This is a genomic window from Micromonospora sp. RTBAU3-60 (assembly GCF_054963695.1).
Window position 1 is genome coordinate 12,522 of record NZ_JBUEGB010000011.1, and the last position, 22,633, is coordinate 35,154.

Consider the following 22,633-nt stretch of genomic DNA (forward strand, 5'->3'; position numbering starts at 1 on the left):
TCTGACATCGAACGTTGATCCGTCGCCGGCTGGCTTCGGCTCCCACTGTTCGGACCTGTTGCTGTCACCGTTGCTGTCGGCGGAGGAGCCACGCGGCCCAGCAGAGGCCCGCGACGCCCATCATCGAGAAGACCTCGCCGAGTCCCCATGAAGTGGGCTTTCCTTGAAACGGATGGTGGCCATCTGCCCAAAGCTGAATCATGAGGTCACCGAAGCCGAAGAGCAGGGCTGAGACACCCATCCCAGCAACCCGCTTCGCAGTCGACCGGCCGTCGGTCATGGTCATGCCGTCATGGAAGCACGCCTGCCTACCGCCAGCTATCCCCCTTCGAGACGGTCATACGTTGAAGCGGAACTTAGACTGGCTCGCCGATGACCTGCACCGACATACCTGCGCTCCAGGTCAGGCGGCGTTGATGCCTCACAGTGCTGTCGACTGCTTGCCGACGTTTGACAGTGTCTTGTGCCCCATCTGTGCCCCGCGCGGGTCTCCCGCACGTCCAGTGCCATGCCGGAAGCCGCGCCTGCCACTATGAGCCGGTGGACCCTGCAAGCCTCGGCCCCTACTTCCACCTGTGGGATGGCAGCGACCCGGACTGGGTCATCCTCGCAACACCTCACGCGGGCGATGATGACGGTTTGCCATACAACCGCCGGACCAGGATGGTGGAACTGATCTGCGACGACGACCTGGCTGCCGCTGTGCTGCGCACCATGCGAACCCACGGGGTTGCCGTAGTGCAGTCCAGCGCACCCGGCGAGCGTGCCGCGCGGGACCAGTCCCTCTGAGTGGTTTCGTCCACCGCACCGTTAGTTTGGAAGGTGCCTTGATTCGGAGGCAGCCGGCTCCATCTGTGCTGGTGATCAGGCTGGTTCTCGGTTGGTCTGGCGACGGAGGCCACACGGAAACGCCGTTGTTGACCCCTACTGACCGGCCTGCCGGGCACGCAGCGGGCACGGATGATGGCTTGGTCCTCGTCAGCTGCTGAGCCGCGCGCGTTCCGACCCCTCGCTGAGTTCTGGGCGCTTCGTCCGGCGGGTCCGCGGCGTCACTGGCCTCGGTCCTTCGTCCGGCGTCGGTCTGCTCGGCGCGGCCGCCGCCCCGCCTGTTGTCGTCACGTGTTGTTCGCAGGTGGGCACGTTCGATGCTGCCTCGCTGCTCGTGGAGGCGCTGTTTTCTACCGGTTCCTCGTTCACTGACCCACTAGTTCGACCTCGGCCGCCACCTTTGATTTCAGCGACTGCATCTAACAGTTCCGTCTAAACCCATTGAAATCGCCTGCCGGCATGTAAACAGTACAAGTTGATGGAGCCGCATGGAGAGTCGAAGTTGTTCGCACGTACTTCAGACCTAGTGCGGGAGTGGATCTTCTGTTAGCGTTCCCGCAACATTGCTAGCCGCCCGGACCGTTGATGTCGGTCAGCGGGCGGCACCCTTTTAGAGAGGCATACATGGGGGCTACACGCCTGAACCTTCGACCGAAGGCTCCCTTATTCGCGGCGCTTGCCGCATGCTCCAGCTTGATCGCGACCCTCGCCTTCGGCACCCCCGCACAAGCCGAAGAACCAGGCTATGATCCTGCGATTGCTGCGGCCCTCGATCGAATCGCCGATGGAACCTGGACTGAGTCCGACATCACTCTGATTCAGTCCGCCCCTGAGGTTGCGCAAATGGTGCCGGACCCCCGCGATGAAGGCACGGTAACCGAGGAAAAGATCGATGGCCCCTACAAGCACCCGCCGATCGACAGTCCGACCGACTTCGCTGCGGCCGCAGCGACGAGTGGGTGCCGTGACCTGACGATATCCATCGACAAGAAGGATATCTTCGGGTCCCGGATCTACAAGTTCAACACGCGCACCGAGTGGTGTTGGAACTCAACAAAGGTAACCGGAATTTATCGCAAGGACGGATGGGTCTCCAACGCGACCTGGGGGATTTACTTCCGAACCTGGAGCATCGACTCTTCCGGGATCCGGTTGGATGGCAGCGCATGGCACGACAAGCGGGCGGACCTCGACTACTGCGTCACATATTACGGCTGCTACACCCAGACTCACCCGTACGCTTATCTCAAGATGTACAAGACGGGTGGCGGGTACGAATACCGTAAGTACGCGGGCTAATAATGCGAGAGCTGAGAACAATTGGCCTGCGGATCGTGCTCGGACTGGGCTTGTTGGTCGCCTCGTTGGCGGTTGCACGAGCGGTGAACGGCGACGAGATACCTCCGCCGCCGGTTGTGATCGGCTTAATCATCTTCTGCTCTGCCGTCGTGTGGTCGGACCAATTCTTGCGTTGGTTGCGTAGCCGATAGCGAAGCTTCCTTGCGGCCCCCAGGGCGATTGCCTCCTGGGGGCCGTAAGGTTGGTCGATGATTGGCCCACTTTCAATGTCGCTTCATCACACTTGTAGTGTTCACCGGCATCCCGTCTGCCGTCGACCCGCCCTCGTGGGGAGCGGGCCGCCGCCCGGCCCGCCACGTCAAGCGGACCTTGACGCACGGTCGGACGCTGGCGGGTCGGGCGGTGGTCTGCTCGGCTCGCCCGGGTCGTCGGCTGGCGGGATGGCCCGCGCAACCACCCACGGACCGCAAGCCGCCCGGGTTGTCCCGCCATCTCGGAGCCCGAGCGCCCCCGCCGGAGGCGTAGTAACCGCGACCGGTCCGCCGTCGCGAGCCGCCGCGCGGGCCCGGCGTGCCCTTCCCTGCGCCGTGTCGCTCGGGCGCGGCGCGGCCGGCTGCCGGCAACGAACCTCCACCACTCTCTGAGCTACCCGTCTGCGGCGGCCCCGGGCTTTCCGCTCTCCGCGCCAGCCGCCGGGCGTCAGGCGTGACGGCCGCAGAGCGACAGCGGCAGCGGCCGGCGCGCGCCCAGGCGGCGGCGCGTGCGGCCCATCAAGGGCCGCCTTGAAGACGTACAGAAACTTTGAACCACATCGCCGGCAGCCGGCCGCCACCTGGTCAGGAACGGCCGAATTCGGCGTAGCGGGGCTGGCCCTCTGCGAGGGCGTGCAGCGCCGACCCAACTCGACGTGCCATCGACGGACGCAGGTGCGGTACTGCTTCTTGGTAGGGGAGGAAGCGGAGACCGGTTAGCTCGTCGTCGGTTGGCTTGAGGGCTTCGGCCTGGTCGTCGTCGAGCTGTCCGCCGTCGAAGATGAACATCAACCCATCGGGCCAGACGCCGTGTGCGGGCATCCAGTCGACCACCAGTAGCCGGCTGATCGGCAGGTCGAGGCCGATCTCTTCCCGGATCTCTCGACGGCAGGCAGCCAGCGGCGACTCGTCGGCGTCGGCGATGCCGCCTGGGATGTCGAGGAAGGGTTTGTAGCCGGGCACAACGAACAGGATGCGTCCAGCTCGGTCGCGGATCAGCGCTCCGCCGGCTACCCGCTTCCGCGGGAGTCGCTGAGCGATGCCAGGGTTGAACTCGCGTTCTGGTTCGCCCTCGGCAGAGAGGTCGTCAGCCAGCGTCACAGCCTCACCGTACTGAATCGTGCCAGTGCGCATGGCAGGCACCTCAGCTTGCCAGGAGGAAGTCAGCACGTTGCTCGAACTCCTTGACGGCTGCGTGACGGGCGTGGGGAACGAACCTCTGTCGCAGCTGCTTCAGCTGCTCTTGTGAGCGATGAGATGTGAGACCACCGGCTGATTCAACAGCCGTCGTGCCGAGGGTCGTGGCCTCCTCGATGTCCCCATCGAGTAGTGCCACGCGGGCCAGCTGAGAAGCCGCGTAGACCCGGCGCCGCGCCTGGTCCTTGCCGCTGTCCCAGACAGACTGCATGAGGGGTCGCGCCTCCTTCGGCCGTCCCAGGTCGATCCAGCAGGTGCCGGCGTGACTGGCGAACAGCACGTCGCCCCAATGCTTCGCCCAGTCGGGTCCATCCTGAGGCACAATCCGGTGAAAGCTCTCCTCTGCTCTGATGAGCGCCGCCTTGCACCCCGCTTCGTCGCCCTGAGCCGCGTAGGCTCGCGCCTCGAAAATGGATGCTTCCGTGACCACGACTGGCACACCGGCTCGAAGGCTCGCGTCTCGTGCGACCTGGGCAAGCCGAAGTGCCTGTTCCGGCCGCCCCAGGTACAACGCCTGATCGGCCATGCTCGTCAGCACGTACGAGGCGTAGGCCCGGTCGCCGGCGGCCTCAGCAAAACGCAATGCCTGTGTGAAATAGCGTTGAGCGAGCGAGTGCCGTGAGGTGTCGTAGGCCATCCACCCGACCAATTCACAGAGCACGGCGGTAGCGCTAAAGATTTCCCGCTCTACCTTCTCTGGCTTCGGCGCTCGCACCTGCGGCAACACTCGATCCCGTAGGTAGCGGACCGCCATCATCCGGCAATGCTCCCCGCCGAATTTGCGATCAAGTCCATCAAAGGTGCTCGTCATGGCTCGAATTTCGTCTACATCGTAAGGCGTTACCGGCTTACCTTCGCTCGGAAGGTCCATGACGGCATTGCCGAAAAGCCAGTCGAGACACGCCGCGTTCAGAGCCTCTGGCATGTACTTGCCGAGGGTCACCGCAGTGTGCTTCATCTCGTCGAAGCGCGACAGGTCGCCGAGCGCCGACGCGGCTTGGCTGAGCGAGGCACTGTAGGCAAGGCCGATGTCTGAGCGTGCTCGGTCCGTACCGCCACTGAGCCCCAGCTGGTCTGCGCTCTGCCCGTATGCCTCGCACAGCAGTGACCGGTACGGGTCAGAGGCGTCCCGTTCGCCGCTCTCCCAAGCGGAAATCATTCGCAGCAGACTTGTACGTGTAGCGAGGGCGTACCTGCCCTGCGCTCGGCGTTCCAACTCGTGCGCTAGGCGCGCTTTCGACCACCCGCGTAGCTGTCGAGCCTGCCGTAGTGGCGTCATGCCTCATCCCCGATTCGGTGCGCAGCCCACACTCTGCCCGCTTCACCATGCCCCATTCTTTGCACTCGATGCAAGAGGTGCGTCATCCCTCGTCACTATCCGCCATGTCCAGCCCTTCCCACCACGTGCCGTCACCCTGCACGGAAACAAAGACACGGGGTTTCATGGATGCACGGGTGACGGACACCCGGGGCGAAAGCCCTCTCCCTTTAGGAGCAGGAATGAAGCTGTACGTGGACACCAAGGCGAAGCAGGTGACGGTGTCGAAGGACCCGGAGCCGAAGAACGACCAGAACGGCAATCAGCGGTCGGAGAAGAACACTGGCCGGCCCATGTGGTCCACCCAGGTCTTCGTTCTCGACGAGACGGGCGGTGAGGTCATCACCATCACCACGGCGGGTGAGAAGCCGGGTGTGATGGTGGGGCAGCTCATCGATGTCGAGCAGTTGGAGGCCATTCCGTGGGCGACCAACGGGCGCAACGGCGTCGCGTTCCGTGCGATCTCGCTGAAGCCGAAGGCTGGCACGTCGGCGGCGAAGTAAGTCCTCGCGCACCAGGCTGAATCTCTGCCACAGGTGTCCGTGGCAACCGAAGCGGCCGATGGTCCGCTGATCGATCCAAGTGAAGAAGCAGTCCGGGGACGGCTCTGGCGTCCAACGTTCCCGGCCTGGTGACCACGACCGGTGGTCACACCCCGCAAGAGCTGGCGCGGGGTCGGTACTGGCGTCCAAACCTGCCGACCCCGTGCCCTCCAACTCATCCACCCTCGTGCAAGGGAGGACTCGTCATGTCCAAGTCTAGCCCGCGCCGCCCCTTCGGCGGCAGAAGCAGCGGAACGGTGACGGTCATCGAGGCCAAGGTTCACCGTTCCTCGGCGCGGAACGCCCGGCTGGCGTTCATCCTGACGGCGGTCATCGTCGGCCTGCTCTCGGCCGTGGTGGCCGCTTCCTACATCCACCCGATCCTTGCCCTCTTCGTCGGGGCTCTCATCGGTGTCCCGCTGGGCGGGCTCGCCTGGGTCCTCGTCAGGATCTGGCCGGTGCTCCAACGCCTGTGGTGGTGGCTTCCCGAGATCGTGCTCACCACCGGGGGCATCACCTTCTGGGTGCAGCTGGCCAACCACACCACCACGCCCATCACTGCCGTGGTGGTCGCCCTGGTCGTCGGCGTCCCGGCCGCTGTGCCGGTCATCCGCCGCACGGTGTTCGGGTGGGCCATGTGCCTGTTCGTGCGGCACCGGCTGCGCGTGTGCTTCGCGCAGTTCATCATCGCCAACCGCTCCGGCAGCCTGCCGCTGATCCTGTGGGCCAAACCCACCACCGTCGGTGAACGGGTCTGGGTCTACCTGCGCCCCGGCCTGTCCCTGGCCGACCTGGAAGGCCGGCTCGACCGGATCGCGGTCGCCTGCCACGCCTCCACCACCCTGGTCGAGCGGGCCTCGGACGGCAACGCCGCCTACCTGCGGTTCGACATCAAACGCCGCGAGGTGCTCACCGCCAACGTGGGCTCCCCGCTGGTCGACGTCATCAACCCCGACAGCACCCCGGCAACCGAGCGCATCACCGGCACCGTGCCGACCGCTCTGGACCTGCCCGACGTCGACGTCCCCACCGTCACCCTGCCAACGCAGGGCAAGCCGGCCGCCAAGAAACCGGCCACCACCGCCAACGGCAGCAAGCCCGCGGCTTCGCCCTCAGCTCCCGAGGACGACGTCTCCGACTGGATCTGACCCCCAACCCAACCGGACGCGAGGAGCCGCCTTCGGCTCGTTCGTGTGGCTCCTCGCGCCCACCAAGCCCAAGGAGGGCAACCATGACCACCACGACACCCGCCCCGGACACCGGCATACCGGTGGGGCCTGGCCTGTCGATGTTCGACCCCATCTTCGTCGGCATCGACGAGTTCGGTCAGCACGTCAACATCACCCTCGCCTACCGCAACCTCCTCGCCGGCGGCGAACCCGGCGGAGGCAAAAGCGGCCTCCTCAACACCATCGCCGCCCACGCCGCCCTCTCCGTCGACAGCCGCTTGGTCCTGCTAGACGGCAAGCTCGTCGAACTCGGGCAGTGGGAGGACTGCGCCGACGCGTTCATCGGCCCCGACATCACCGCCGCCCTCGACGTCCTCAAGCGGCTCCAGGTCGTCATGAACAACCGCTACGCCTGGCTGCGCGCCCACGGGCGCCGCAAAGTCACCGCCGCCGACGGCCTGTCAGTCATCACCGTCCTCGTCGACGAGATCGCCTTCTACTCCGCCACCGTCGGTTCGAAGCAGGAGCAGGAAGAGTTCGTCGCGCTCCTGCGTGACCTGGTCGCCCGGGGCCGCGCCGCCGGCATCCCCGTCGTGGCCGCCACCCAGCGGCCGTCCTTCGACATCATTCCGACCTCGCTGCGGGACCTGTTCGGCTACCGGGCCGCGTTCCGCTGCACGACTCCCAACAGCTCGAACATCGTCCTCGGGCACGGCTGGGCCGAGCAGGGCTACACCGCCACCGACATCCAGCCCACCAACCAGGGCGCGGCCTACCTCATCGCCGAAGGCGGCACCCCCCGCCGCATCAAGGTCGCCTACCTGTCCGACGCCCAGATCGCGGGCATCGCCGACTACGCCGCCTGGATTCGCCGGCCTCGACCCTTACCGGCCCTCGTCCCCGACCTCACCCGCATCGAACTGGAGGAAGCGGCATGACTGCTCCGATTCACGACTGCGCCGACTACATCGAGGTCGTCGACGCCGAGATCGACAAGGTCACGGGCCACCTGTGGCAGTACCTCCGCTGCACCGTCTGCGGCAAGCGAGACGGCCACATCAACCAGGGCGGCTCCGACGCCATGCACCCCATCCCCGACAACGCCGCCTTCTACACCGACCCCGGCTGGGAGGTCACCCCATGACCACTCGAGAACGCGCCTACGCCCGCGCCAACAACCAGCGGGCCGCGCAATACACCGAACTGTGGATCGTCGGCACCCCTGAGGACCTGGCCGTGATGATCCACGCCGCCGCCCAAACCGGCCGGCTCGTCTACGTCTCCGCCCCGCACCAGATGGGCGCAGACGACACCCGTCACCGCCGCTACCTGCGGCTCCGTTCCCGCTGATCGGCCGACAGGACCAGTAACCCACCTGCCAGCAGAGCTGGTCCTGCCGACCACCCACCAACAGCCCTACCGAAAGGACGTGGCTGCCATGAAGGCTACCCAAAACCCACCCACCACCGTGCAGGTCACACCCGCTGACCTGCTCCGGTGCGCTGCCCTCTACCTGCGCCGGCACGGCTGGCACCAGGGCACCTACTACAACAACCTCTTCCCCACCGACTTCCCCACCCCGCCGGCCTGCGCCGCCGGGGCCATCGGCATCGCCTGCGCCGGCTACCAGGTCGAGCACTTCTCCCAACTCGACGGCGACACCCTCGCCGACTACCTCGCCGCCCTGGCCGCGTTCGTCGACTACCTCGACGCCTTCCACCCGCTGTTCCTCGTCGACGAGGACGGCTTCGTCATCGACGAACACACCTCCCCCTACTCGTGGAACGACGACCCGGCCCGCACCGCCGAGCAGGTCATCACCGCCCTGGAAGCCGCCGCCGACGAATGGGACCGCCTCCAAACCCAGGGAGGCGAGAACCGATGAGCACTGTCAAGCACACCTTGACGCGCATCCCGCGATCCCGCCGCCGTCGGGAGGTTGTCGAGAACGACGCCTTCGCGGCCTTCGCACGGCGCATCATCCGCGCCCACGGCCGCCGGGTCGCCACCGGAGACGTGGAAGCCCTCCGTGACCTGGTCGCCCTCTCGGCCAACCTCGACGACGCCATCGGCGAAGCCGTCGTCGGTCTTCGCGCCTTCGGCTACTCGTGGGCCGAGATCGGCCAGCGGCTCGGGATCTCCCGGCAGGCCGCCCAGCAGCGCTGGGGAGGCCAGTCATGACCGCTGTCACCTACGACCCGGCCGGCACCGTTACCGGCTTCCCGACCTACCCCTATCGGCTGGCCCCTGACGGCCTCGCTACTCGGCGGCAACTCCGCGCCGCCGGCCTCCGCCCCGGAGGGCATGACCCGGTCGCGCAGATCCTCTGGCGGCGCGGCAAGCGCGTCGCCTACCTCTACCGCCTCGACCTCGCCGCACCCAAACGCACCGCCACCCCCGCCCAGCGGGAGGCCATCAACAAGGCCCTGCGCGCCCGGCGGACCTGCCGGGCCTGCGGCCAGGTCAAGCCCTACTACATGCCCCGCCGTCACGGCTGCTGCCTCGACTGCCACGGAGGCCACTGATGACCACCGACACTCAGACCAGCCGGGGCACCCGCGCCGAGGGCGTCGTCCTGGTCCTCATCCTCCTTGTCGTCGCCGGCTTCGCCGGTGCCGCCTCCTTCACCCACGTCAAGGACTGGACCCTCGCCAACTCCCCGCACGGCACCGGGGAATGGTTCGGCTGGGCCAACGCCGTCATCTCCGAACTCGTCCCCATCGCCTCCCTCCTCACGATCCGCCGACGCCGCCGGGCCGGCGCTCCGATCGGCTACCCGCTGTTCCTGCTCATCGCCGCCGCCGGCCTCTCCCTCGCCGCACAACTCGCGGTCGCCAAGCCCGGCCCCTCCGGCTGGCTCCTGTCCGCCGTCCCGGCCCTCGCCTTCATGGCCCTGGTCAAACTCGTCCTCGCCCCCGCACCCATGCGGGAAGACACCCCGCCGCCGACTGAGCCGGCAGCCCCGATCCGCGTCCAGGTGGCCGAGCAGGTCACCACCGAGCCGGCACCGCCGGCCGCCATCACCCCGGCACCCATCCCGGCCGTCGAACCGACCACCACACCGGCCGTCGAGCCGGAGCCCGTCACCGTGCCGGACCCGGAGCCGGTCGACGTCCCTACCCACCTGCTGCCCATGGCCCGATTCGCAGCCGTACAGCACGAACAGTCCACCGGGGCACCCATCACCGCCGCCGAGCTGGCCGACCGGCTCGACATCGCCCCGGCCGCCGCCGGACAGCTCCTCACCACCCTGACCGGTGGTGCCCGATGACCATCTACCTCGTCGACGTCGAGCAGGTCATCCACACCTGCCCGGCACACCCGGACCCGCACCCGTACGACACCCGCCGCCTGCTCGTCGACGTCATCCCCGGCGGTCCCTGCCGGGCACCGGTCACCATCCGCTGCGGCGGACAGACCGTCCAGATTCCCTGCCACCGGCACGAGCCGGCCAAACGCCAATGCGGCGCCTGCCGGGTCATCGTCACCGAACGCACCATCACCAACCACCACCCCACCGGGGTGGCGGCTTGATGGCCTCGACGCTGGACCTCACCCCCCGCGCTACGGCCCGGGGGGTGGGCTCGAACGCCGACACCATCGTCTACGGCTACACCGCCGCCGGCTCCGCGTTCGAACGCGCCACCCAACCCGACTACTTCGGCTGGCTGGAACACGTCCGCTCCGCCGCCGGCTGCACCCGCCCCATCCGCCTCGCCGGGCAGCTGCTCACCGTCGACCCCGCGACCGGCCGCGTGCTGGGCCAGCGGCACACCGATGCCATGCCGGATGCCGCGATCTACAAGGCGTGCGGCAACCGCCGCGCCACGGTCTGCCCGTCCTGCGCGCAGACCTACCAGCGGGACGCCTTCCAGCTGCTCCGCGCGGGCCTGGTAGGTGGCAAGGGTGTCCCGGAGACTGTCGCCGAGCATCCGGCCGTGTTCGCCACGTTCACCGCCCCATCGTTCGGGCCGGTTCACGCGCGGGTGGTCAAGCGACACACCTGCGGCAACCGCCGCCGCTGCGACTGCCGCGCCGAGCCGTGCCACGCCCGCCGCGCCACCGACCCCACCGCCGGCCTCTGCCCCCACGGCCGCCCGTCGGTCTGCTGGGCACGCCACGAGTCCGGTGACGCCGTCCTCGGCCGGCCCCTGTGCCTGGACTGCTACGGCCACGACCACCAAGTCGTCTGGAACCTCTTCTCCGGGGAGCTGTGGCACCGCACCAAGCAAGCCGCACAACGCCACCTCGCCAAGCTCGCCCGCCAACGCGGCATCCCATCGGTCGAGGTCGTGACCGCGTCCGGGAAGACCCGCAAGGTCGCCCCGGTCCGGCTCTCGCCCGGCAAGGTCGCCGAACTGCAAGCCCGAGCCGCGGTGCACTTCCACGCCATCGCCCGCCTCGACGGCGTCAACCCCGCCGACCCCGACACGGTCGTCCCACCTCCCGCCGGGTTCACCGTCGACGACCTCGTCGACGCGTTCCAGTACGCCGCCGCGCAGATCACCTTCCACACCCCGGCACACCCCGACAAGCCACAGGGTTGGCCGATCGCGTGGGGCGACCCGTCCAAGGGCCTCGACATCCGACCCATCAGCACCGGCGGGACGGGAGAGGTCACCGACGGCATGGTCGCCGGCTACCTTGCCAAGTACGCCACCAAGAGCACCGAGGCCACCGGGCACACCTCCACCCGCCTGACTGCGGACACCATCGGCGACTACGCCGACCCCGACGGCGACCACACCGCCCGCCTCATCGACGCCTGCTGGCGCATCGGCCGACCCACCGGCACGCCTCGGCCCCTGTCCGAGCGGACCCGCGACCCACGGCCCACACCCGGCTTCGTCCAGCGCTGGGAGTGCCCCGACTGCGGCACCCACACCCGCTACGCCGCCTGCCCCACCTGCACCGCCAACCGTCAAGCCGCCCTTGACGCCCAACCCACGAACTCGGCCAACGGCAACCCGTACGCCCGGCTACGGCGCTGGGCACACATGCTCGGCTACGGCGGCCACTTCCTCACTAAAAGCCGCCGCTACTCGGTCACGTTCCAACTCCTGCGCGACACCCGCGCCGCCTTCCGCCGCCACGAACACGAGCACCAGGCCGACGAACAGCCCGGCATCCCACGGACCGCCGCCGACACCCTCGACGACACCACCCTGATCGTCGGCACCCTCACCTTCGCCGGCGTCGGCTGGCACACCAGCGGCGACGCCCTCCTGGCCAACACCGCCGCCGCAATGGCCAGAGAACGACGAACCACCGGCCGCGAAGAACTCGCCCACGAACTCGCCTCGGCCGGCACCGTGCCGGCTGCCGCCTGACCCACAGACCTGAGGAGGTCACCCTTCATGAGCACCACTGCCCGCACAGGCTCTGTCGTCCGACTGATCCCCCGCTCCGGCGGATCGGCCGTCGAGCCAGTTACCTACACCGTCCGGGAGGTCGCCAAGCTGCTCGGCATCTCCCTGGGCAGCACCTACGCTCTCGTCCGCGACGGCACCATCCCCGCGACCCGCCTCGGCGGTCGCTGGCTGATTCCCCGCACCCGATTCCACGCCTGGCTCGATGGCGTCACGGAACAGCCCGCCGCCACCGGAACCGACCATGGACGGGGGCACTGATGGGCTTCGTCCGAAAGACTCCGGCTGGTCGACACCGTGCTTGCTGGCGCGATCCAGGTGGTAAGCAGCGATCGAAGACGTTCCGCACCAAGCGGGAGGCCAACGCATTTCTCGCTGAGGTCGAATCGGCGCTAAACCGGGGCCTGTATGTCGCCCCGGATGCTGGTCGGGTTCGCTTTGGCGACTACGCCGATCGTTGGCTTGCCGCTCGCAACAGCGAGAAGACCACTGCCGCCCGAGACGCCTCCGTGATGCGAAATCACGTACTCCCCCGATGGGGCACGCAGCCACTGTCCAGCATCGAGCACTCGGCGGTGCAGGCATGGGTAACCAGCCTCGGCGAGCGGCTCTCGCCAGCCTCCATCGCGGAGTGCTTCCGGTTGACCTCGGCGGTCCTTCGCTCGGCCGTCCGCGACCGGATCATCGGGTTCAACCCATGCGAAGGTGTCCGCCTGCCGCCCCGACGGCGGACCGACACCGACGACCTGACCATCAGCCGTGACGACCTACCTCGACTCCTCGCAGCGGTGCCCGCCCAGTACCGCTCACTCGTCGCCTTGGCTGCCGGCACCGGCCTGAGGTGGGGCGAGTGCGCCGGCTTGCAGTGGGACGCCCTCGACCTCGCCCTGGGCGTGGTCCGGGTTATCCGCGTGGCCGAGGAGGTCTCGGGCCACGTCACCATCAAGCCCTACCCCAAATCCAAGGCGGGCCGGCGCTCGGTGCCGATCCCACCGTTCGCGGTGCAATCGCTCACCGAGCACGAGCGCGCCCACCGGTCCGACGGCCAGCTGCTCGTCTTTACCACCGGCACAGGCGAGCCGATCCGCCGAGGCACGTTCCGAAGTCGTGTCTGGAAGCCCTCCCTGCAACGTGCCGGCCTACCGGTGGCACTGCGCTTCCACGACCTGCGGCACTCCTACGCAACCTGGCTGGTCTCGGACGGCGTGCCGATCAACGACGTTGCGAAGGTGATGGGGCACGAGCAGACATCCACGACGTTGAACCGCTACACCCACTCGACGGCTGAGCGCGACCGTCGGGTGTTGAAGTCCTTTGCTGCCTTCTCGCTGCCTCCGGGCAACGATTGACCCTCAGATACGAGTCAAGGCCCCTCGATTGAGGGGCCTTGAGCTCGCCTTATTCATGGTGGGCGATACTGGGATCGAACCAGTGACCTCTTCGGTGTGAACGAAGCGCTCTCCCGCTGAGCTAATCGCCCTCAGCGCCGATGACTCTACCTGATCGACAGTGCGGACCAAAAACCCGGGGGTCAGTGCGTCGCGAGGTAGTGCAGAGCCCGGGCGACCAGGTCGATGCCGAGGCTGTACTTGAGCGACAGCCACACCACCACGCTCACGAACACCAGCCCGACGGCGCCGAGCACGAACCGCACCGGCAGCGACTGACTGGTCGCCCAACGTGTCCAGGCCTGCACGTTGCGTCGGGTGAAGGCGAGCAGCTGGCGGGCCCAGTGGAACTCGACGGCCCAGACACCCAGACCGGCGATCACCAGCAGCCAGCCGGGGCCGGGCAGCGGGATCAGGGCGATACCGACAGTGACGATGATCGCGCCGACGATGGCGATGAAGACCTTGAGGGTGATCCGACCGGTGGGGTTGGCGCGGATCAGGTCGAGGGTGGTGTGCACCCGGGTCCGCCAGCCGCTGCGGCGCCGCTCGGCGACAGCGCTGCCGGCACCGCCCCCGGAGGCGTCGCCGGTACGCCGCGGACCGCCCTCCACTGGCACCTCGTACCCCCGCCTTTCGGCTGCTCGGGCCGCTCCTTTCGGCGGGTCGGCCGTGGTCCTCGGCTCCACCGAGGAACCCTTCGTGACCATTTCCACCCCCAGTGTCGCGCGCGACCGTCACCCCTGCTGAGGACTGGACGTTACCGGAGTAAGTCGACGACTGAACCACCCGTTGCCGGGCGGGACGACGGACTGGGCAGAAGAGGGAATCCTACAAGAATTTTCACATTCTCGGAGGCGTTTCCGACCCCCTTCCCACCACTGGGTGAAGTCAGCGTATGGCGGAGCGTAGCCAGGAGTAGCGGCTGAGTATGGGAAAAGCGGGACACGCGCGTTCCGCAGCGGTGCCGGGGGGAGAACGTCCATGAGTGTCATCCGACCGACGACCGTAGAGGTCGAGACGTCGCTAAGGCTCGTCGCGCCTGACGCCACCGCCTTGCCGGTGCGTGCCAGCTTGCGTTACGACCCTGCTGACCCGTATGCGGTCCATGTCCTGTTCCACGCCGAATCTGCCGGCGGTGAGGCGGTGAGCTGGTCGTTCGCTCGCGAACTGCTGGTCACCGGGCTCGACGAGCCGGCCGGCATCGGCGACGTTCGGGTCTGGCCGTGGGCCACACCGCGCGGCGACTTCGTCGCGCTCGCGCTGTCGTCCCCGGACGGCAACGCCCTGTTCGAGGTCCCACGCAGCGTCCTCGTGCGCTTCCTGCGCCGGACCTACGTCGTCGTCCCGCGCGGCCGTGAGGCCGAGCACCTGGACGTCGACACGGCGGTCAACCGGCTGCTCGCCGGCCGCTGACGACGCACGACGGGGCCGCGCGGATCTGCCGAGTCCGCGCGGCCCCGTCCGTCCCCATTCGGGTACGCCGTCCGGCCTGCCCGATTCAGCCGTGGGTGGTGATTCCGCCGTCGACCGGGATAACCGCGCCGGTCAGGTACGCGCCGGCGCGCGACGACAGGTAGATGGCGGTGCCCGCCATGTCCTCGGGGCGGCCGATCCGGCCCAGCGGCACCTGCTGCTCGATCGCCGCCCGGGAGGTCGGGTCGTCCAGGGCGAAGGCCATCATCTTGCTCTCGAACGGCCCCGGGGCGATCGCGTTGACGGTGATCTGCTCGCCGGCGAGCTGGTGGGCGAGGCTGCGGGTGAGCATGTGCACGGCCGCCTTGGTCGCCGAGTAGGCGTACACCTCCATCCAGGGCACGCGGAGACCGTCGATCGACCCGATGTTGATCACCCGGGCGGGGTCATCGGCGCTGGCTGCCGCACGCAGCGCCGGTAGCAGCGCGGTGGTGAGCCGGAAGACGGCCTTGACGTTGACCGCCCAGAGCTTGTCGAAGGCGCTCGCCGGGTACGTCTCCAGCGGTGCGCCCCAGGTCGCGCCGGCGTTGTTGACCAGCACGTCGAGTCGGTCGGTGCGCTCCCGCACGGCGGCTGCCAGCCCCAGCGCGCCCTCGTCGTGGCTCAGGTCGGCGGGGATCGCCTCGCACTGCCCGGCGGCGGACAGTTCCCTGGCCACGGTCTCGCAGACGTCGGCCTTGCGCGAGGAGATGATGACCTTCGCGCCGGCCTCGACGAAGCCGCGGGCGATCATCAGCCCGATTCCTCGGGAACCGCCGGTGACCAGGACCGTCTTGCCTTCGACCGAGAACAGATCCGTCATGCCCATCCCATCGCGAGTCGGCGGGGTCGCGGGGTCGTCCGTCGACCCAGGCGCTACCGATCGGTAACCTAACCGCCCCGCCTTCCCGGCGACAAGACCCGCCCGGTCGGGTGAAACCGCCGAGGTGCAAGGTGCGCCGGGCGGGGTTAACGTCGGGGACGATGGTCACTACCGGTCAGCTCTCCTCGGCAACCCGGACCGACCTGTCCGCCTCCGGGTACGCAACCGACGACATCCGCACCGGGCCTCTCGCCGACCTCGCGCCCGGGTCCGGCTGGCCCCGCCCCGTCCTGCTGGACACGGATCTGCTGATCCTGGTCAACAGCGGTCACGGCACGGCCGAGCTGGACTTCCGGGCCCTGCCCTGCCGGCCCGGCACTTTGCTGCACGTCCGCGCCGGCCAGGTGCTGCGCTGCCTCGGCCCGCACCTCGACGCCACGGTGGTGTGCTGGGGCGCCGGGACACTGGGCGGCCTCGACGTCGACCCGGACGCGGTGCCGGCCTACCGGCAGCTCGCCGGGGAGGACGAGGACGCGGTGATCAGCGAGGTGACCCAGCTGGCGGTGGACGCTGAACGGCACGCCGGGGTGCCCGCTGCGGCCGCGCTGCTCCGCCACCAGCTCGCCGTGCTGCTGCTGCGGCTGAGCCTGCTGCCAGCCGGGGCGGAGCGGCAGCCGCCCCGGGCGGAGACGGCGACCTTCCACCGGCTCTGCCGGGAGGTGGAGCGCGGCTACCGGCACACCCGCCGGGTGGAGGACTACGCGGCGCAGCTCGGCTGCTCCGTGCGTACCCTCACCCGGGCCTGCCTGGCGGTGACCGGCCGCAGCGCCAAGCAGGTGATCGACGAGCGGGTGGCGTTGCAGGCCAGCCGGCTGCTCGCGGCCACCGACGAGCCGATCGCCCGGATCGGGCGTCGGCTCGGCTTCCCCGAGCCGACCAACTTCGGCCGCTTCTTCACCCGCGAGGTCGGGGTGAGCCCCGGCGCGTTCCGGGCCGCCCGGCAGCGGCCGCTGCCCGTCCGTATGGTGCGCCCCCGCCCGCCCGTCGACTCCCCCGCCCACGCAAACCGGGCATGATGGCAGCGTGCAGATCTCCGCGCGCGGCGACTACGCGGTCCGGGCCGCACTGAGTCTGGCCACCGCGTACCCCACCCTGCTGTCCACCCAGGCCATCGCGGCCGAACAGGACATGCCCCGCAAGTTCCTCGAAGCCGTCCTGGCCGACCTGCGCCGGGCCGGCATCGTGCGCGCCCAGCGCGGCGCCGAGGGCGGCTACACCCTGGCCCGGCCTCCGCGCGACGTCACCATCGGGCAGGTGTTGCGCGCCGTCGACGGCCCGCTTGCCGGGGTACGCGGGCTGCGCCCCGAGGAGACCCGCTACGAGGGCGCGGCGGAGAACCTGCCCCGGCTCTGGGTGGCCGTCCGCGCCGCCGTGCGGCAGGTCGTCGACGAGGTGAGCCTGGCCGAGATGGCCAGCGGCAAGCTGCCCAACCACGTCCGCAAGCTGATCGCCCGCCCCGACGCCTGGGAACCCCGCTGACCGGCGCCCGCGGGTGGCTCTTCGCGGCCTCGGCGGGTCGTTCTTTCCGCGGATCTGTTCGCGACCGTGTGGGCGGGTGCGGTCACCACGGGGACGGCCACGGCCCGTACGCGGTGGTGCAGCCGCCACGGTGGTGCGGCAGCGGGTCGCCGTCCGGCCGGGCGCCGAGGGCCAGGGGCGCGCCGAGCACGATGGTGTGATCGCCGGCCTCGATCCGGCGGACCACCGTGCAGAGCAGCACGGCGAGGGCGTCGCCGATCAGCGGCACCCCGAACGGGCCGGTGTCCCAGCCGGGGTAGGCGGCGAACCGGGAGATGCCGCCGGCGGCGAGGATCCGGGCCGCCTCCTGTTGCTCGGCGGCGAGCAGGTGCACGGCCAGGTGCTCGGCGCGGGCCATGGTGGGCCACCTCGACGATTCCCGGCCGAGGCGGAACGACACCAGCGGCGGATCCATTGACACCGAGGTGAACGAGGTGGCGGTGAAACCGGCGGGCGGCAGCGACGGCAGGTGCCGGCCGGCGGACAGGCCGGGCGCGGTGACCACGGTGAGCGTGGACGCCTGCCGGCGCAGCAGGGCACGGAGCGAGTCCTGGTCGACGGGGCGCAGGTCGACGGCGCCGGGCCGGTCCACGGTGGTCACGATTAGCGCCTCCAGTTCGTCGGCGAGGGCCTGGTCTTGGGCTTGCGTACCCCGATCAAAGGGGTCGTTACCGGGCAGCACCTTGACCAGGTCAGGTCAGGTGCGCCGGCGACGGGAGGTGGCTGAGATGCGACGGCAAGCGGAACCGGAGGAACGGGGTCAGCTCAACAGAGCGCGCTCGCGTGCCGGACCAGGTCGACGTGCACGCGAGCGGTGAGCAGAAGCTCGTCCCGCTGCGACATGACCTCATGTTGCCGGCCGTTCTCCGGGCCGGTCAACGCCCTTCCATAGAGTGAGACTCACGTCGCCTACATCGCCAGTTGCAGCACCCACCAGCATTTACCACTCCGTAACACCTACCTCTTGAATAGAGATTGTGGCGGGCGGGAGCCCTACCGTCCAGTGCGGATCCGGCCCGGTTTCACAAACCGCCGATCCGGGCATGTTCCAGCCCGCAGAGGCAGGGATGGAGGGAGCCAACGATGGGCATCATGTTCCGCAAACGGCAGAAGTTCGGGCCGCTGATCCTCAACTTCACCGAGAACGGCTTCTCCTCGTGGAGCATCAAGATCGGCCGATGGTCCTGGAACTCGCGTACCCGGGCACACCGGGTGGACCTGCCGGGGCCGCTGTCGTGGAAGCAGGACAAGTCGCGGGCGTGACGCCCCGAGGTCGAGCGGGGTGCCGGTGAGCCACCGGCACCCCGCTCGGCGTCCGGGCGCCTTTTGCGTTCGTTCCGAGAAACCGGCCGCCGTCGCGGCGGAGAATCGCGGCATGGCGGACGGGGCCTACCGGCGGGAAAGACTGCGGGCCCTGCTCGCCTGCCTGCTGCTGGTGGTCGCGTACTTCCTCGTGCCGCTGGCTCCCGACCCGAACCCGGCCCGGCTGGCGCTGCGCGCGGCGGGCACCCTGCTGGTGGTGGGCACCGTCGCCACCCTGGTCACCCGCCAGGTGCGCCGGCAGCTCACCACCCCGGCCGGCGGCCCGCAGGCCCGTACGCTGGCCCAGCTCGTCGTCGGCCTGGTCGCCGGCCTGCTCGTCTTCGCCCTGGCCGACTACATCATCGCGGCCAACGCGCCCCGCCAGTTCTCCGGCCTGTCGACCCGGGTGGACGCGCTCTACTTCGCGCTCACCACGCTGACCACCATCGGCTACGGGGACGTGCACGCGCAGGGCCAGGTCGCCCGGGTGGTGGTCTGCGTCCAGATGCTGTTCAGCATCGGGGTGATCGCCACCGGGGCGTCCATCGTGGTCCGGCAGCTCACCCAGCTGCGCCAGCCGAAGCGGTGATCAGCACGTCGCCGCCGAGCCGGCCGTGTTCGGGCTGCCGGGTCACCGCCCCCGTGGTGAGCAGCGAGGCCAGTGCCCGGTTCGCGTCGGCGGCCCGGTAGACCGTCGAGGTGGCCGCGAAGCGGCGCAGCTCGGTCACCGTACGCGGGCCGGAGCGGGTGAGTTCGGCGAGCAGTTCGCGGCGCAGCGGGCCCGGCTCGGGTTCGAGGGTGATGTCGAGCAGCCGCCCCGCCGGGTCGGCCGGGTCGCGGTAGCGCACCCCGGCGTACTCGTCGACCGCCCAGAGCGCGTCCTTGACCGCCTCCAGGCTCCGGTCGGAGCCGGTGGCGTAGCCGAGCAGCCGGGCCGGCGTGTCGTCGGCGGGCACCAGTTCCACCTCGGTGACCAGCGGGAACCCGGCCGCGGTCAGCGCCGGCCGCAGGGGCCGGCCGGGCGTGGTGATCAGGAGCAGCTCGGCCGGGCGGCCGGACGCGGCGGCGGCCAGCACGGCCGGGTCGGGGTCGCCGCCGTCGACCACGGTCAGCAGCGGGGCGCCCGCCGCGCCGGCGGCCTTGAGCGCCACCGGCAGCCGGTCCGGATGCCCGGGCACCACGTGCACGGCCACGTCGGCCGGCAGGGCCGCCTCGGCCGCGCCGAGCCGGGCCGGCAGCTCCGCGCCGCCGTCGGCGAGCACCAGCACGGTCAGCCGCCGGCCGCGCAGCCGGTCGGCGAACTCGGCGACCACCCGCAGCGCCTCCGCCGCGCCGCTGGTGTCGCCGCCTGCGTACGCGAGGGCGAGGGTGGCCCGCCGGGAGCGGTGCAGCGCGGCCGGCAGCCAGTGGTCGAGCTGCCGGACGAGCAGTTCGCGCAGGACGACGTCGATCGACATCCTGCCGTTCTACCGCATGGACGGCTCAGGCCGGGATGGAGATGCCGACCCCGCCGCGGGTCTGGCCGCCGTAGCGCTGCCGCTCCCGGTCGAGGTCGAGCCGGCCGATCCGCTTGCGGGCGGCGAGGGCGCCCTCGTCGAGCAGGTCGGCGGGGACGATCCAGACGATCTCGAACTCCAGCCCGTCCGGGTCCCGGCCGTAGAGGCTCTTGGTGGTGCCGTGGTCGGAGGCACCGACCAGGGCGTCGGCCGCGGCCAGCCGCTCGGCGGTGGCGCCCAGCTCGTCCAGGGTGTCGAGCTCCCAGGCCAGGTGGTAGAGGCCGACGGTGGCCCGGCCGGCGGGCGACGGTCCGGCGGCCGCGCCGATCTCGAACAGGCCGAGGTCGTGGTCGTTGGTGGAGTCGGGCGCCTGGAGGAAGGCGGCGCCGCGGAAGCCGTCCGGGGTCATCGGGACCGGGCGGAAGCCCAGCACGTCGCGGTAGAAGGCGACGCTGCGCTCGAGGTCACGGACGTAGAGGACGGCGTGGTTGAGGCGGTGGATTCCCATGACCCGACGGTAGCGCGAATTGGTTGAGCGTTCAACGATCGCGCTATGATGCTCATCATGACCCGGTGGCTGGACCCCGACGAGCAACGGACCTGGCGCGCCTTCCTCACCGCCTCCCGGGCGCTGATGGACACCCTCGACCGCGAACTGCAACGCGACGCGGGCATGCCGCACGCGTACTACGAGATCCTCGTCCGACTCTCCGAGGCCCCCGACCGGCGGCTGCGGATGAGCGAACTGGCCGACGCCACCGGCTCCTCCCGCAGCCGGCTCTCCCACGCCGCCACCCGGCTGGAGGCGGCCGGCTGGATCCGCCGTGAGGAGTGCCCCACCGACCGGCGCGGGCAGATCGCTGTCCTCACCGACGCCGGCTTCGCCACCCTCGCCGCCGCCGCTCCCGGCCACGTCGAGGGGGTACGCCGGCACCTGTTCGACGCGTTGAGCCCCGCGCAGGTCGACCAACTGCGGCGGATCAGCGAAACCCTGGCCGACCACCTGACCGAATCCTGACCAAACTGATCCACTTCGGGACTTGTACTTACCGTCGCCGGATGAGCACGATGGGGCGTGACCTCCGGCTTCGCTGACCTGACTGTCCAGGCCCACCACCTGGTGTCCGAAGGCGACCTCGCCGGTGCCCAGCGGCTGCTCGCCGACGCGCTGACCGACGCCGATCCGCGTCCCGCCAACGCCTCCCCGGAGCTGGCCGAGGCCGCCGGCCTGCAGGCCCGGGTGCTGATCGCGCTAGGCGAGCCGCACTCGGCGCGGGGCTGGGCCGCCTTCGCCTACGCGGCGGCCACTCGGCTGTACGGCCGCTCCGACGAGCGCACCGTCACCGCCGCCGCCACCCTGGCCGCCGTGCTGCACCGGGTGGGCAGCGAGGCACGCGCCGCCCGGCTCTACTCCGAGGTCATCATCGAGCTGACCGCCCGCGACGGGCCGGAGTCGCAGCGGGTGCTGGCCGCCCACGCCGACCTGGCCACCGTGGAATACTCGCGCGGCCAGTGCGACGTCGCCCGCGACCGGCTGCAGGACGCGTGGGAGCTGCACCGCGAGGTGTACGGCGACGCCCACCCCAGCAGCATCAAGATGCTGGCCAAGCTCGGCGTGATGGAACGCGACTGCGGCCGGTACGCCGAGTCCCACGAGCACCTGGCGCTCGCCGAGGAGCTGTGCCTCCAGCACCTGCCCACCGACGACCCGCTCGCCGCGCAGGTGGCCGGGCTGGCCCAGGCCGCCGCCGACCCGGAGCACGTGTGCGCCGAGCCGGAGCCACCCGCCGGGACGCCGCCGGTCGTGCCGGCCGCCCGGGTCCCCCCGCCCGCCGAGGGGCCGCCCGAGCCGACCCTGCCCGAGCCGCCGCTCTACCACCCGCCGGACCGCACCGGGGGCGGGCACCCGAGCGTGCCGACCCCCCGGACGCCACCCGAGGCCGCCGACGAGCCGTTCGACGGCTACCCGTGGCCGCCGGACCAACCGGCCGAGGAGCCCTGGCGGCCCGGGGAGAGCGCGCTGCCCCCGACCGTGGTGGGGCTGACCGACGAAGAACCCGAGGGCGTACGCCGGGTGCCCCGGGCCGCGGAACCGGAGGTGCCGTCGCGTCACCTGCCGGTGCACGTGCCGCGGCCGCCCGCCCCCGAGCGCCGGAACATCCCGTGGCTGCCGCTGGTGGTGGCCGGGGTGATCGTGGTGCTGCTGCTCGGCACGATCGCGGTGGTCACGGGCGTGTCCCGGGTCGACCGGTCGCGGGAGACGCCGGGCCCCTCCCCCACCACCGGCCGCGCCCCGTCCGGCGGCACCCCCTCCGGTACGCCGAACGCCGCGCCCGCCGCCTCCCCCGGCACCCCGCCACAGCAGGTGCGGCTGACCGACCGGCGGGACAGCATCCTGCTGAGCTGGACGTACCCGGCCGGGGCGGAGGGGCCGGTGGTGGTCGCCGGGGGCCGCACGGGGCAGCCGCAGCACACCTTCGTCGAACTGCCCGCCGGCACCGACAGCTACATCGCCTACGGGCTCAGCCGCAGCACCGACTACTGCTTCACCGTCGCGCTGGTGTGGTCCACCGACACGGTGGCCCGGGCCCCCTCGGTCTGCACCCACCGCGGCTGAC

The 22,633-nt window shown here is 70.0% G+C and carries 31 protein-coding genes and 1 tRNA gene; 22 read left to right on the forward strand and 10 right to left on the reverse strand.

Annotation, left to right across the window (positions count from 1 at the left end; genetic code table 11):
* Window positions 1–64 precede the first annotated feature (64 nt).
* Window positions 65–286, reverse strand: a complete 222-nt coding sequence (locus ACY34I_RS13190; RefSeq protein ID WP_462755162.1) for a hypothetical protein — start codon at window positions 284–286, stop codon at window positions 65–67.
* Window positions 287–540: 254 nt separating this feature from the next.
* Here ACY34I_RS13190 and ACY34I_RS13195 point away from each other — a divergent pair, with 254 nt between their 5' ends.
* Complete coding sequence (locus tag ACY34I_RS13195; protein ID WP_462755164.1) at window positions 541–789, forward strand: hypothetical protein; 249 nt, start codon at window positions 541–543, stop codon at window positions 787–789.
* 732 nt (window positions 790–1,521) lie between these two features.
* Window positions 1,522–2,127, forward strand: a complete 606-nt coding sequence (locus ACY34I_RS13200) for a hypothetical protein (protein ID WP_462755166.1) — start codon at window positions 1,522–1,524, stop codon at window positions 2,125–2,127.
* An 836-nt stretch (window positions 2,128–2,963) separates the two neighbouring features.
* Here ACY34I_RS13200 and ACY34I_RS13205 read toward each other — a convergent pair.
* The gene (locus ACY34I_RS13205; protein ID WP_462755168.1) at window positions 2,964–3,512 is read right to left on the reverse strand and encodes an NUDIX domain-containing protein; all 549 of its coding nucleotides are present in this window, start codon (window positions 3,510–3,512) and stop codon (window positions 2,964–2,966) included.
* Between the two features lie 10 nt (window positions 3,513–3,522).
* Window positions 3,523–4,734, reverse strand: coding sequence for a tetratricopeptide repeat protein (locus ACY34I_RS13210; RefSeq protein WP_462755170.1), 1,212 nt, complete (start codon window positions 4,732–4,734; stop codon window positions 3,523–3,525).
* A gap of 341 nt (window positions 4,735–5,075) precedes the next feature.
* On the opposite strand from ACY34I_RS13210, the gene ACY34I_RS13215 reads away from it, so the two are divergent.
* The 13 genes from ACY34I_RS13215 (at window position 5,076) to ACY34I_RS13275 (ending at window position 13,322) form a co-directional block, all read left to right on the forward strand.
* A complete protein-coding gene (locus ACY34I_RS13215; RefSeq protein ID WP_462755172.1) occupies window positions 5,076–5,396 on the forward strand; it encodes a hypothetical protein in 321 nt (106 codons plus the stop codon).
* Window positions 5,397–5,641: 245 nt separating this feature from the next.
* Entirely contained in the window at window positions 5,642–6,583 is a 942-nt protein-coding gene (locus ACY34I_RS13220) for a hypothetical protein (protein WP_462755174.1), read from the forward strand.
* Window positions 6,584–6,666: 83 nt separating this feature from the next.
* Window positions 6,667–7,542 carry an FtsK/SpoIIIE domain-containing protein gene (locus ACY34I_RS13225; RefSeq protein WP_462755176.1) on the forward strand — a complete coding sequence of 292 codons (876 nt, stop codon included), beginning with the start codon at window positions 6,667–6,669 and terminating at the stop codon, window positions 7,540–7,542.
* Complete coding sequence (locus tag ACY34I_RS13230) at window positions 7,539–7,748, forward strand: hypothetical protein (protein WP_462755178.1); 210 nt, start codon at window positions 7,539–7,541, stop codon at window positions 7,746–7,748. The genes ACY34I_RS13225 and ACY34I_RS13230 overlap by 4 nt, the downstream gene beginning before the upstream one ends.
* Window positions 7,745–7,954, forward strand: coding sequence for a hypothetical protein (locus ACY34I_RS13235; protein WP_462755180.1), 210 nt, complete (start codon window positions 7,745–7,747; stop codon window positions 7,952–7,954). Before ACY34I_RS13230 ends, ACY34I_RS13235 begins: the two co-directional genes overlap by 4 nt.
* A gap of 88 nt (window positions 7,955–8,042) precedes the next feature.
* Window positions 8,043–8,489 carry a DUF6197 family protein gene (locus ACY34I_RS13240; protein ID WP_462755182.1) on the forward strand — a complete coding sequence of 149 codons (447 nt, stop codon included), beginning with the start codon at window positions 8,043–8,045 and terminating at the stop codon, window positions 8,487–8,489.
* A complete protein-coding gene (locus ACY34I_RS13245; RefSeq protein WP_462755184.1) occupies window positions 8,486–8,785 on the forward strand; it encodes a hypothetical protein in 300 nt (99 codons plus the stop codon). Before ACY34I_RS13240 ends, ACY34I_RS13245 begins: the two co-directional genes overlap by 4 nt.
* A complete protein-coding gene (locus ACY34I_RS13250) occupies window positions 8,782–9,129 on the forward strand; it encodes an RRQRL motif-containing zinc-binding protein (RefSeq protein ID WP_462755186.1) in 348 nt (115 codons plus the stop codon). The genes ACY34I_RS13245 and ACY34I_RS13250 overlap by 4 nt, the downstream gene beginning before the upstream one ends.
* Window positions 9,129–9,875, forward strand: a complete 747-nt coding sequence (locus ACY34I_RS13255) for a hypothetical protein (RefSeq protein ID WP_462755188.1) — start codon at window positions 9,129–9,131, stop codon at window positions 9,873–9,875. Before ACY34I_RS13250 ends, ACY34I_RS13255 begins: the two co-directional genes overlap by 1 nt.
* Entirely contained in the window at window positions 9,872–10,138 is a 267-nt protein-coding gene (locus tag ACY34I_RS13260) for a hypothetical protein (protein ID WP_462755190.1), read from the forward strand. The genes ACY34I_RS13255 and ACY34I_RS13260 overlap by 4 nt, the downstream gene beginning before the upstream one ends.
* Complete coding sequence (locus tag ACY34I_RS13265) at window positions 10,138–11,934, forward strand: replication initiator (protein WP_462755192.1); 1,797 nt, start codon at window positions 10,138–10,140, stop codon at window positions 11,932–11,934. The genes ACY34I_RS13260 and ACY34I_RS13265 overlap by 1 nt, the downstream gene beginning before the upstream one ends.
* Before the next feature lie 27 nt (window positions 11,935–11,961).
* Entirely contained in the window at window positions 11,962–12,234 is a 273-nt protein-coding gene (locus tag ACY34I_RS13270) for a helix-turn-helix domain-containing protein (RefSeq protein WP_462755194.1), read from the forward strand.
* Window positions 12,234–13,322, forward strand: coding sequence for a tyrosine-type recombinase/integrase (locus tag ACY34I_RS13275; protein WP_462755196.1), 1,089 nt, complete (start codon window positions 12,234–12,236; stop codon window positions 13,320–13,322). Before ACY34I_RS13270 ends, ACY34I_RS13275 begins: the two co-directional genes overlap by 1 nt.
* A 56-nt stretch (window positions 13,323–13,378) precedes the next feature.
* Here ACY34I_RS13275 and ACY34I_RS13280 read toward each other — a convergent pair.
* A tRNA-Val gene (locus tag ACY34I_RS13280) sits at window positions 13,379–13,453 on the reverse strand.
* A gap of 51 nt (window positions 13,454–13,504) precedes the next feature.
* On the reverse strand, window positions 13,505–14,071 hold the full coding sequence (locus tag ACY34I_RS13285) for a TIGR02611 family protein (RefSeq protein ID WP_462755198.1): 567 nt from the start codon (window positions 14,069–14,071) through the stop codon (window positions 13,505–13,507).
* A gap of 274 nt (window positions 14,072–14,345) precedes the next feature.
* On the opposite strand from ACY34I_RS13285, the gene ACY34I_RS13290 reads away from it, so the two are divergent.
* Window positions 14,346–14,777: an SsgA family sporulation/cell division regulator gene (locus ACY34I_RS13290; RefSeq protein WP_007457244.1), complete on the forward strand. Its 432-nt coding sequence runs from the start codon at window positions 14,346–14,348 to the stop codon at window positions 14,775–14,777.
* A gap of 85 nt (window positions 14,778–14,862) precedes the next feature.
* Here ACY34I_RS13290 and ACY34I_RS13295 read toward each other — a convergent pair whose 3' ends face one another.
* A complete protein-coding gene (locus ACY34I_RS13295; protein ID WP_462755201.1) occupies window positions 14,863–15,639 on the reverse strand; it encodes an SDR family oxidoreductase in 777 nt (258 codons plus the stop codon).
* Window positions 15,640–15,800: 161 nt separating this feature from the next.
* On the opposite strand from ACY34I_RS13295, the gene ACY34I_RS13300 reads away from it, so the two are divergent.
* The gene (locus tag ACY34I_RS13300; RefSeq protein WP_462755203.1) at window positions 15,801–16,715 is read left to right on the forward strand and encodes a helix-turn-helix transcriptional regulator; all 915 of its coding nucleotides are present in this window, start codon (window positions 15,801–15,803) and stop codon (window positions 16,713–16,715) included.
* A gap of 7 nt (window positions 16,716–16,722) precedes the next feature.
* The gene (locus ACY34I_RS13305; RefSeq protein ID WP_148804137.1) at window positions 16,723–17,178 is read left to right on the forward strand and encodes an RrF2 family transcriptional regulator; all 456 of its coding nucleotides are present in this window, start codon (window positions 16,723–16,725) and stop codon (window positions 17,176–17,178) included.
* Window positions 17,179–17,260: 82 nt separating this feature from the next.
* On the opposite strand, the gene ACY34I_RS13310 is transcribed toward ACY34I_RS13305, so the two are convergent.
* Together ACY34I_RS13310 and ACY34I_RS13315 are read right to left on the reverse strand one after the other, a co-directional pair.
* Window positions 17,261–17,818, reverse strand: coding sequence for a flavin reductase family protein (locus tag ACY34I_RS13310; protein ID WP_462755205.1), 558 nt, complete (start codon window positions 17,816–17,818; stop codon window positions 17,261–17,263).
* Window positions 17,819–17,982: 164 nt separating this feature from the next.
* Window positions 17,983–18,096 (reverse strand): putative leader peptide, encoded by a 114-nt coding sequence (locus ACY34I_RS13315; protein ID WP_462755207.1) that lies wholly within the window; start codon window positions 18,094–18,096, stop codon window positions 17,983–17,985.
* A gap of 204 nt (window positions 18,097–18,300) precedes the next feature.
* Here ACY34I_RS13315 and ACY34I_RS13320 point away from each other — a divergent pair, with 204 nt between their 5' ends.
* Entirely contained in the window at window positions 18,301–18,480 is a 180-nt protein-coding gene (locus tag ACY34I_RS13320; protein ID WP_462755209.1) for a DUF4236 domain-containing protein, read from the forward strand.
* Window positions 18,481–18,592: 112 nt separating this feature from the next.
* Window positions 18,593–19,108, forward strand: a complete 516-nt coding sequence (locus ACY34I_RS13325; RefSeq protein ID WP_462755211.1) for a potassium channel family protein — start codon at window positions 18,593–18,595, stop codon at window positions 19,106–19,108.
* Here the strand turns inward: ACY34I_RS13325 and ACY34I_RS13330 are convergent.
* Both ACY34I_RS13330 and ACY34I_RS13335 read right to left on the reverse strand, forming a co-directional pair.
* Window positions 19,080–19,976 carry a hypothetical protein gene (locus tag ACY34I_RS13330; protein WP_462755213.1) on the reverse strand — a complete coding sequence of 299 codons (897 nt, stop codon included), beginning with the start codon at window positions 19,974–19,976 and terminating at the stop codon, window positions 19,080–19,082. The two genes, ACY34I_RS13325 and ACY34I_RS13330, sit on opposite strands and share 29 nt — an antisense overlap.
* A gap of 25 nt (window positions 19,977–20,001) precedes the next feature.
* Window positions 20,002–20,523, reverse strand: coding sequence for a VOC family protein (locus tag ACY34I_RS13335; RefSeq protein ID WP_462755215.1), 522 nt, complete (start codon window positions 20,521–20,523; stop codon window positions 20,002–20,004).
* A 48-nt stretch (window positions 20,524–20,571) separates the two neighbouring features.
* On the opposite strand from ACY34I_RS13335, the gene ACY34I_RS13340 reads away from it, so the two are divergent.
* Both ACY34I_RS13340 and ACY34I_RS13345 read left to right on the forward strand, forming a co-directional pair.
* Window positions 20,572–21,033, forward strand: a complete 462-nt coding sequence (locus ACY34I_RS13340; protein ID WP_462755456.1) for a MarR family winged helix-turn-helix transcriptional regulator — start codon at window positions 20,572–20,574, stop codon at window positions 21,031–21,033.
* A gap of 57 nt (window positions 21,034–21,090) precedes the next feature.
* Window positions 21,091–22,632 carry a tetratricopeptide repeat protein gene (locus ACY34I_RS13345; RefSeq protein ID WP_462755217.1) on the forward strand — a complete coding sequence of 514 codons (1,542 nt, stop codon included), beginning with the start codon at window positions 21,091–21,093 and terminating at the stop codon, window positions 22,630–22,632.
* The last annotated feature ends 1 nt before the right edge of the window (window position 22,633 follow it).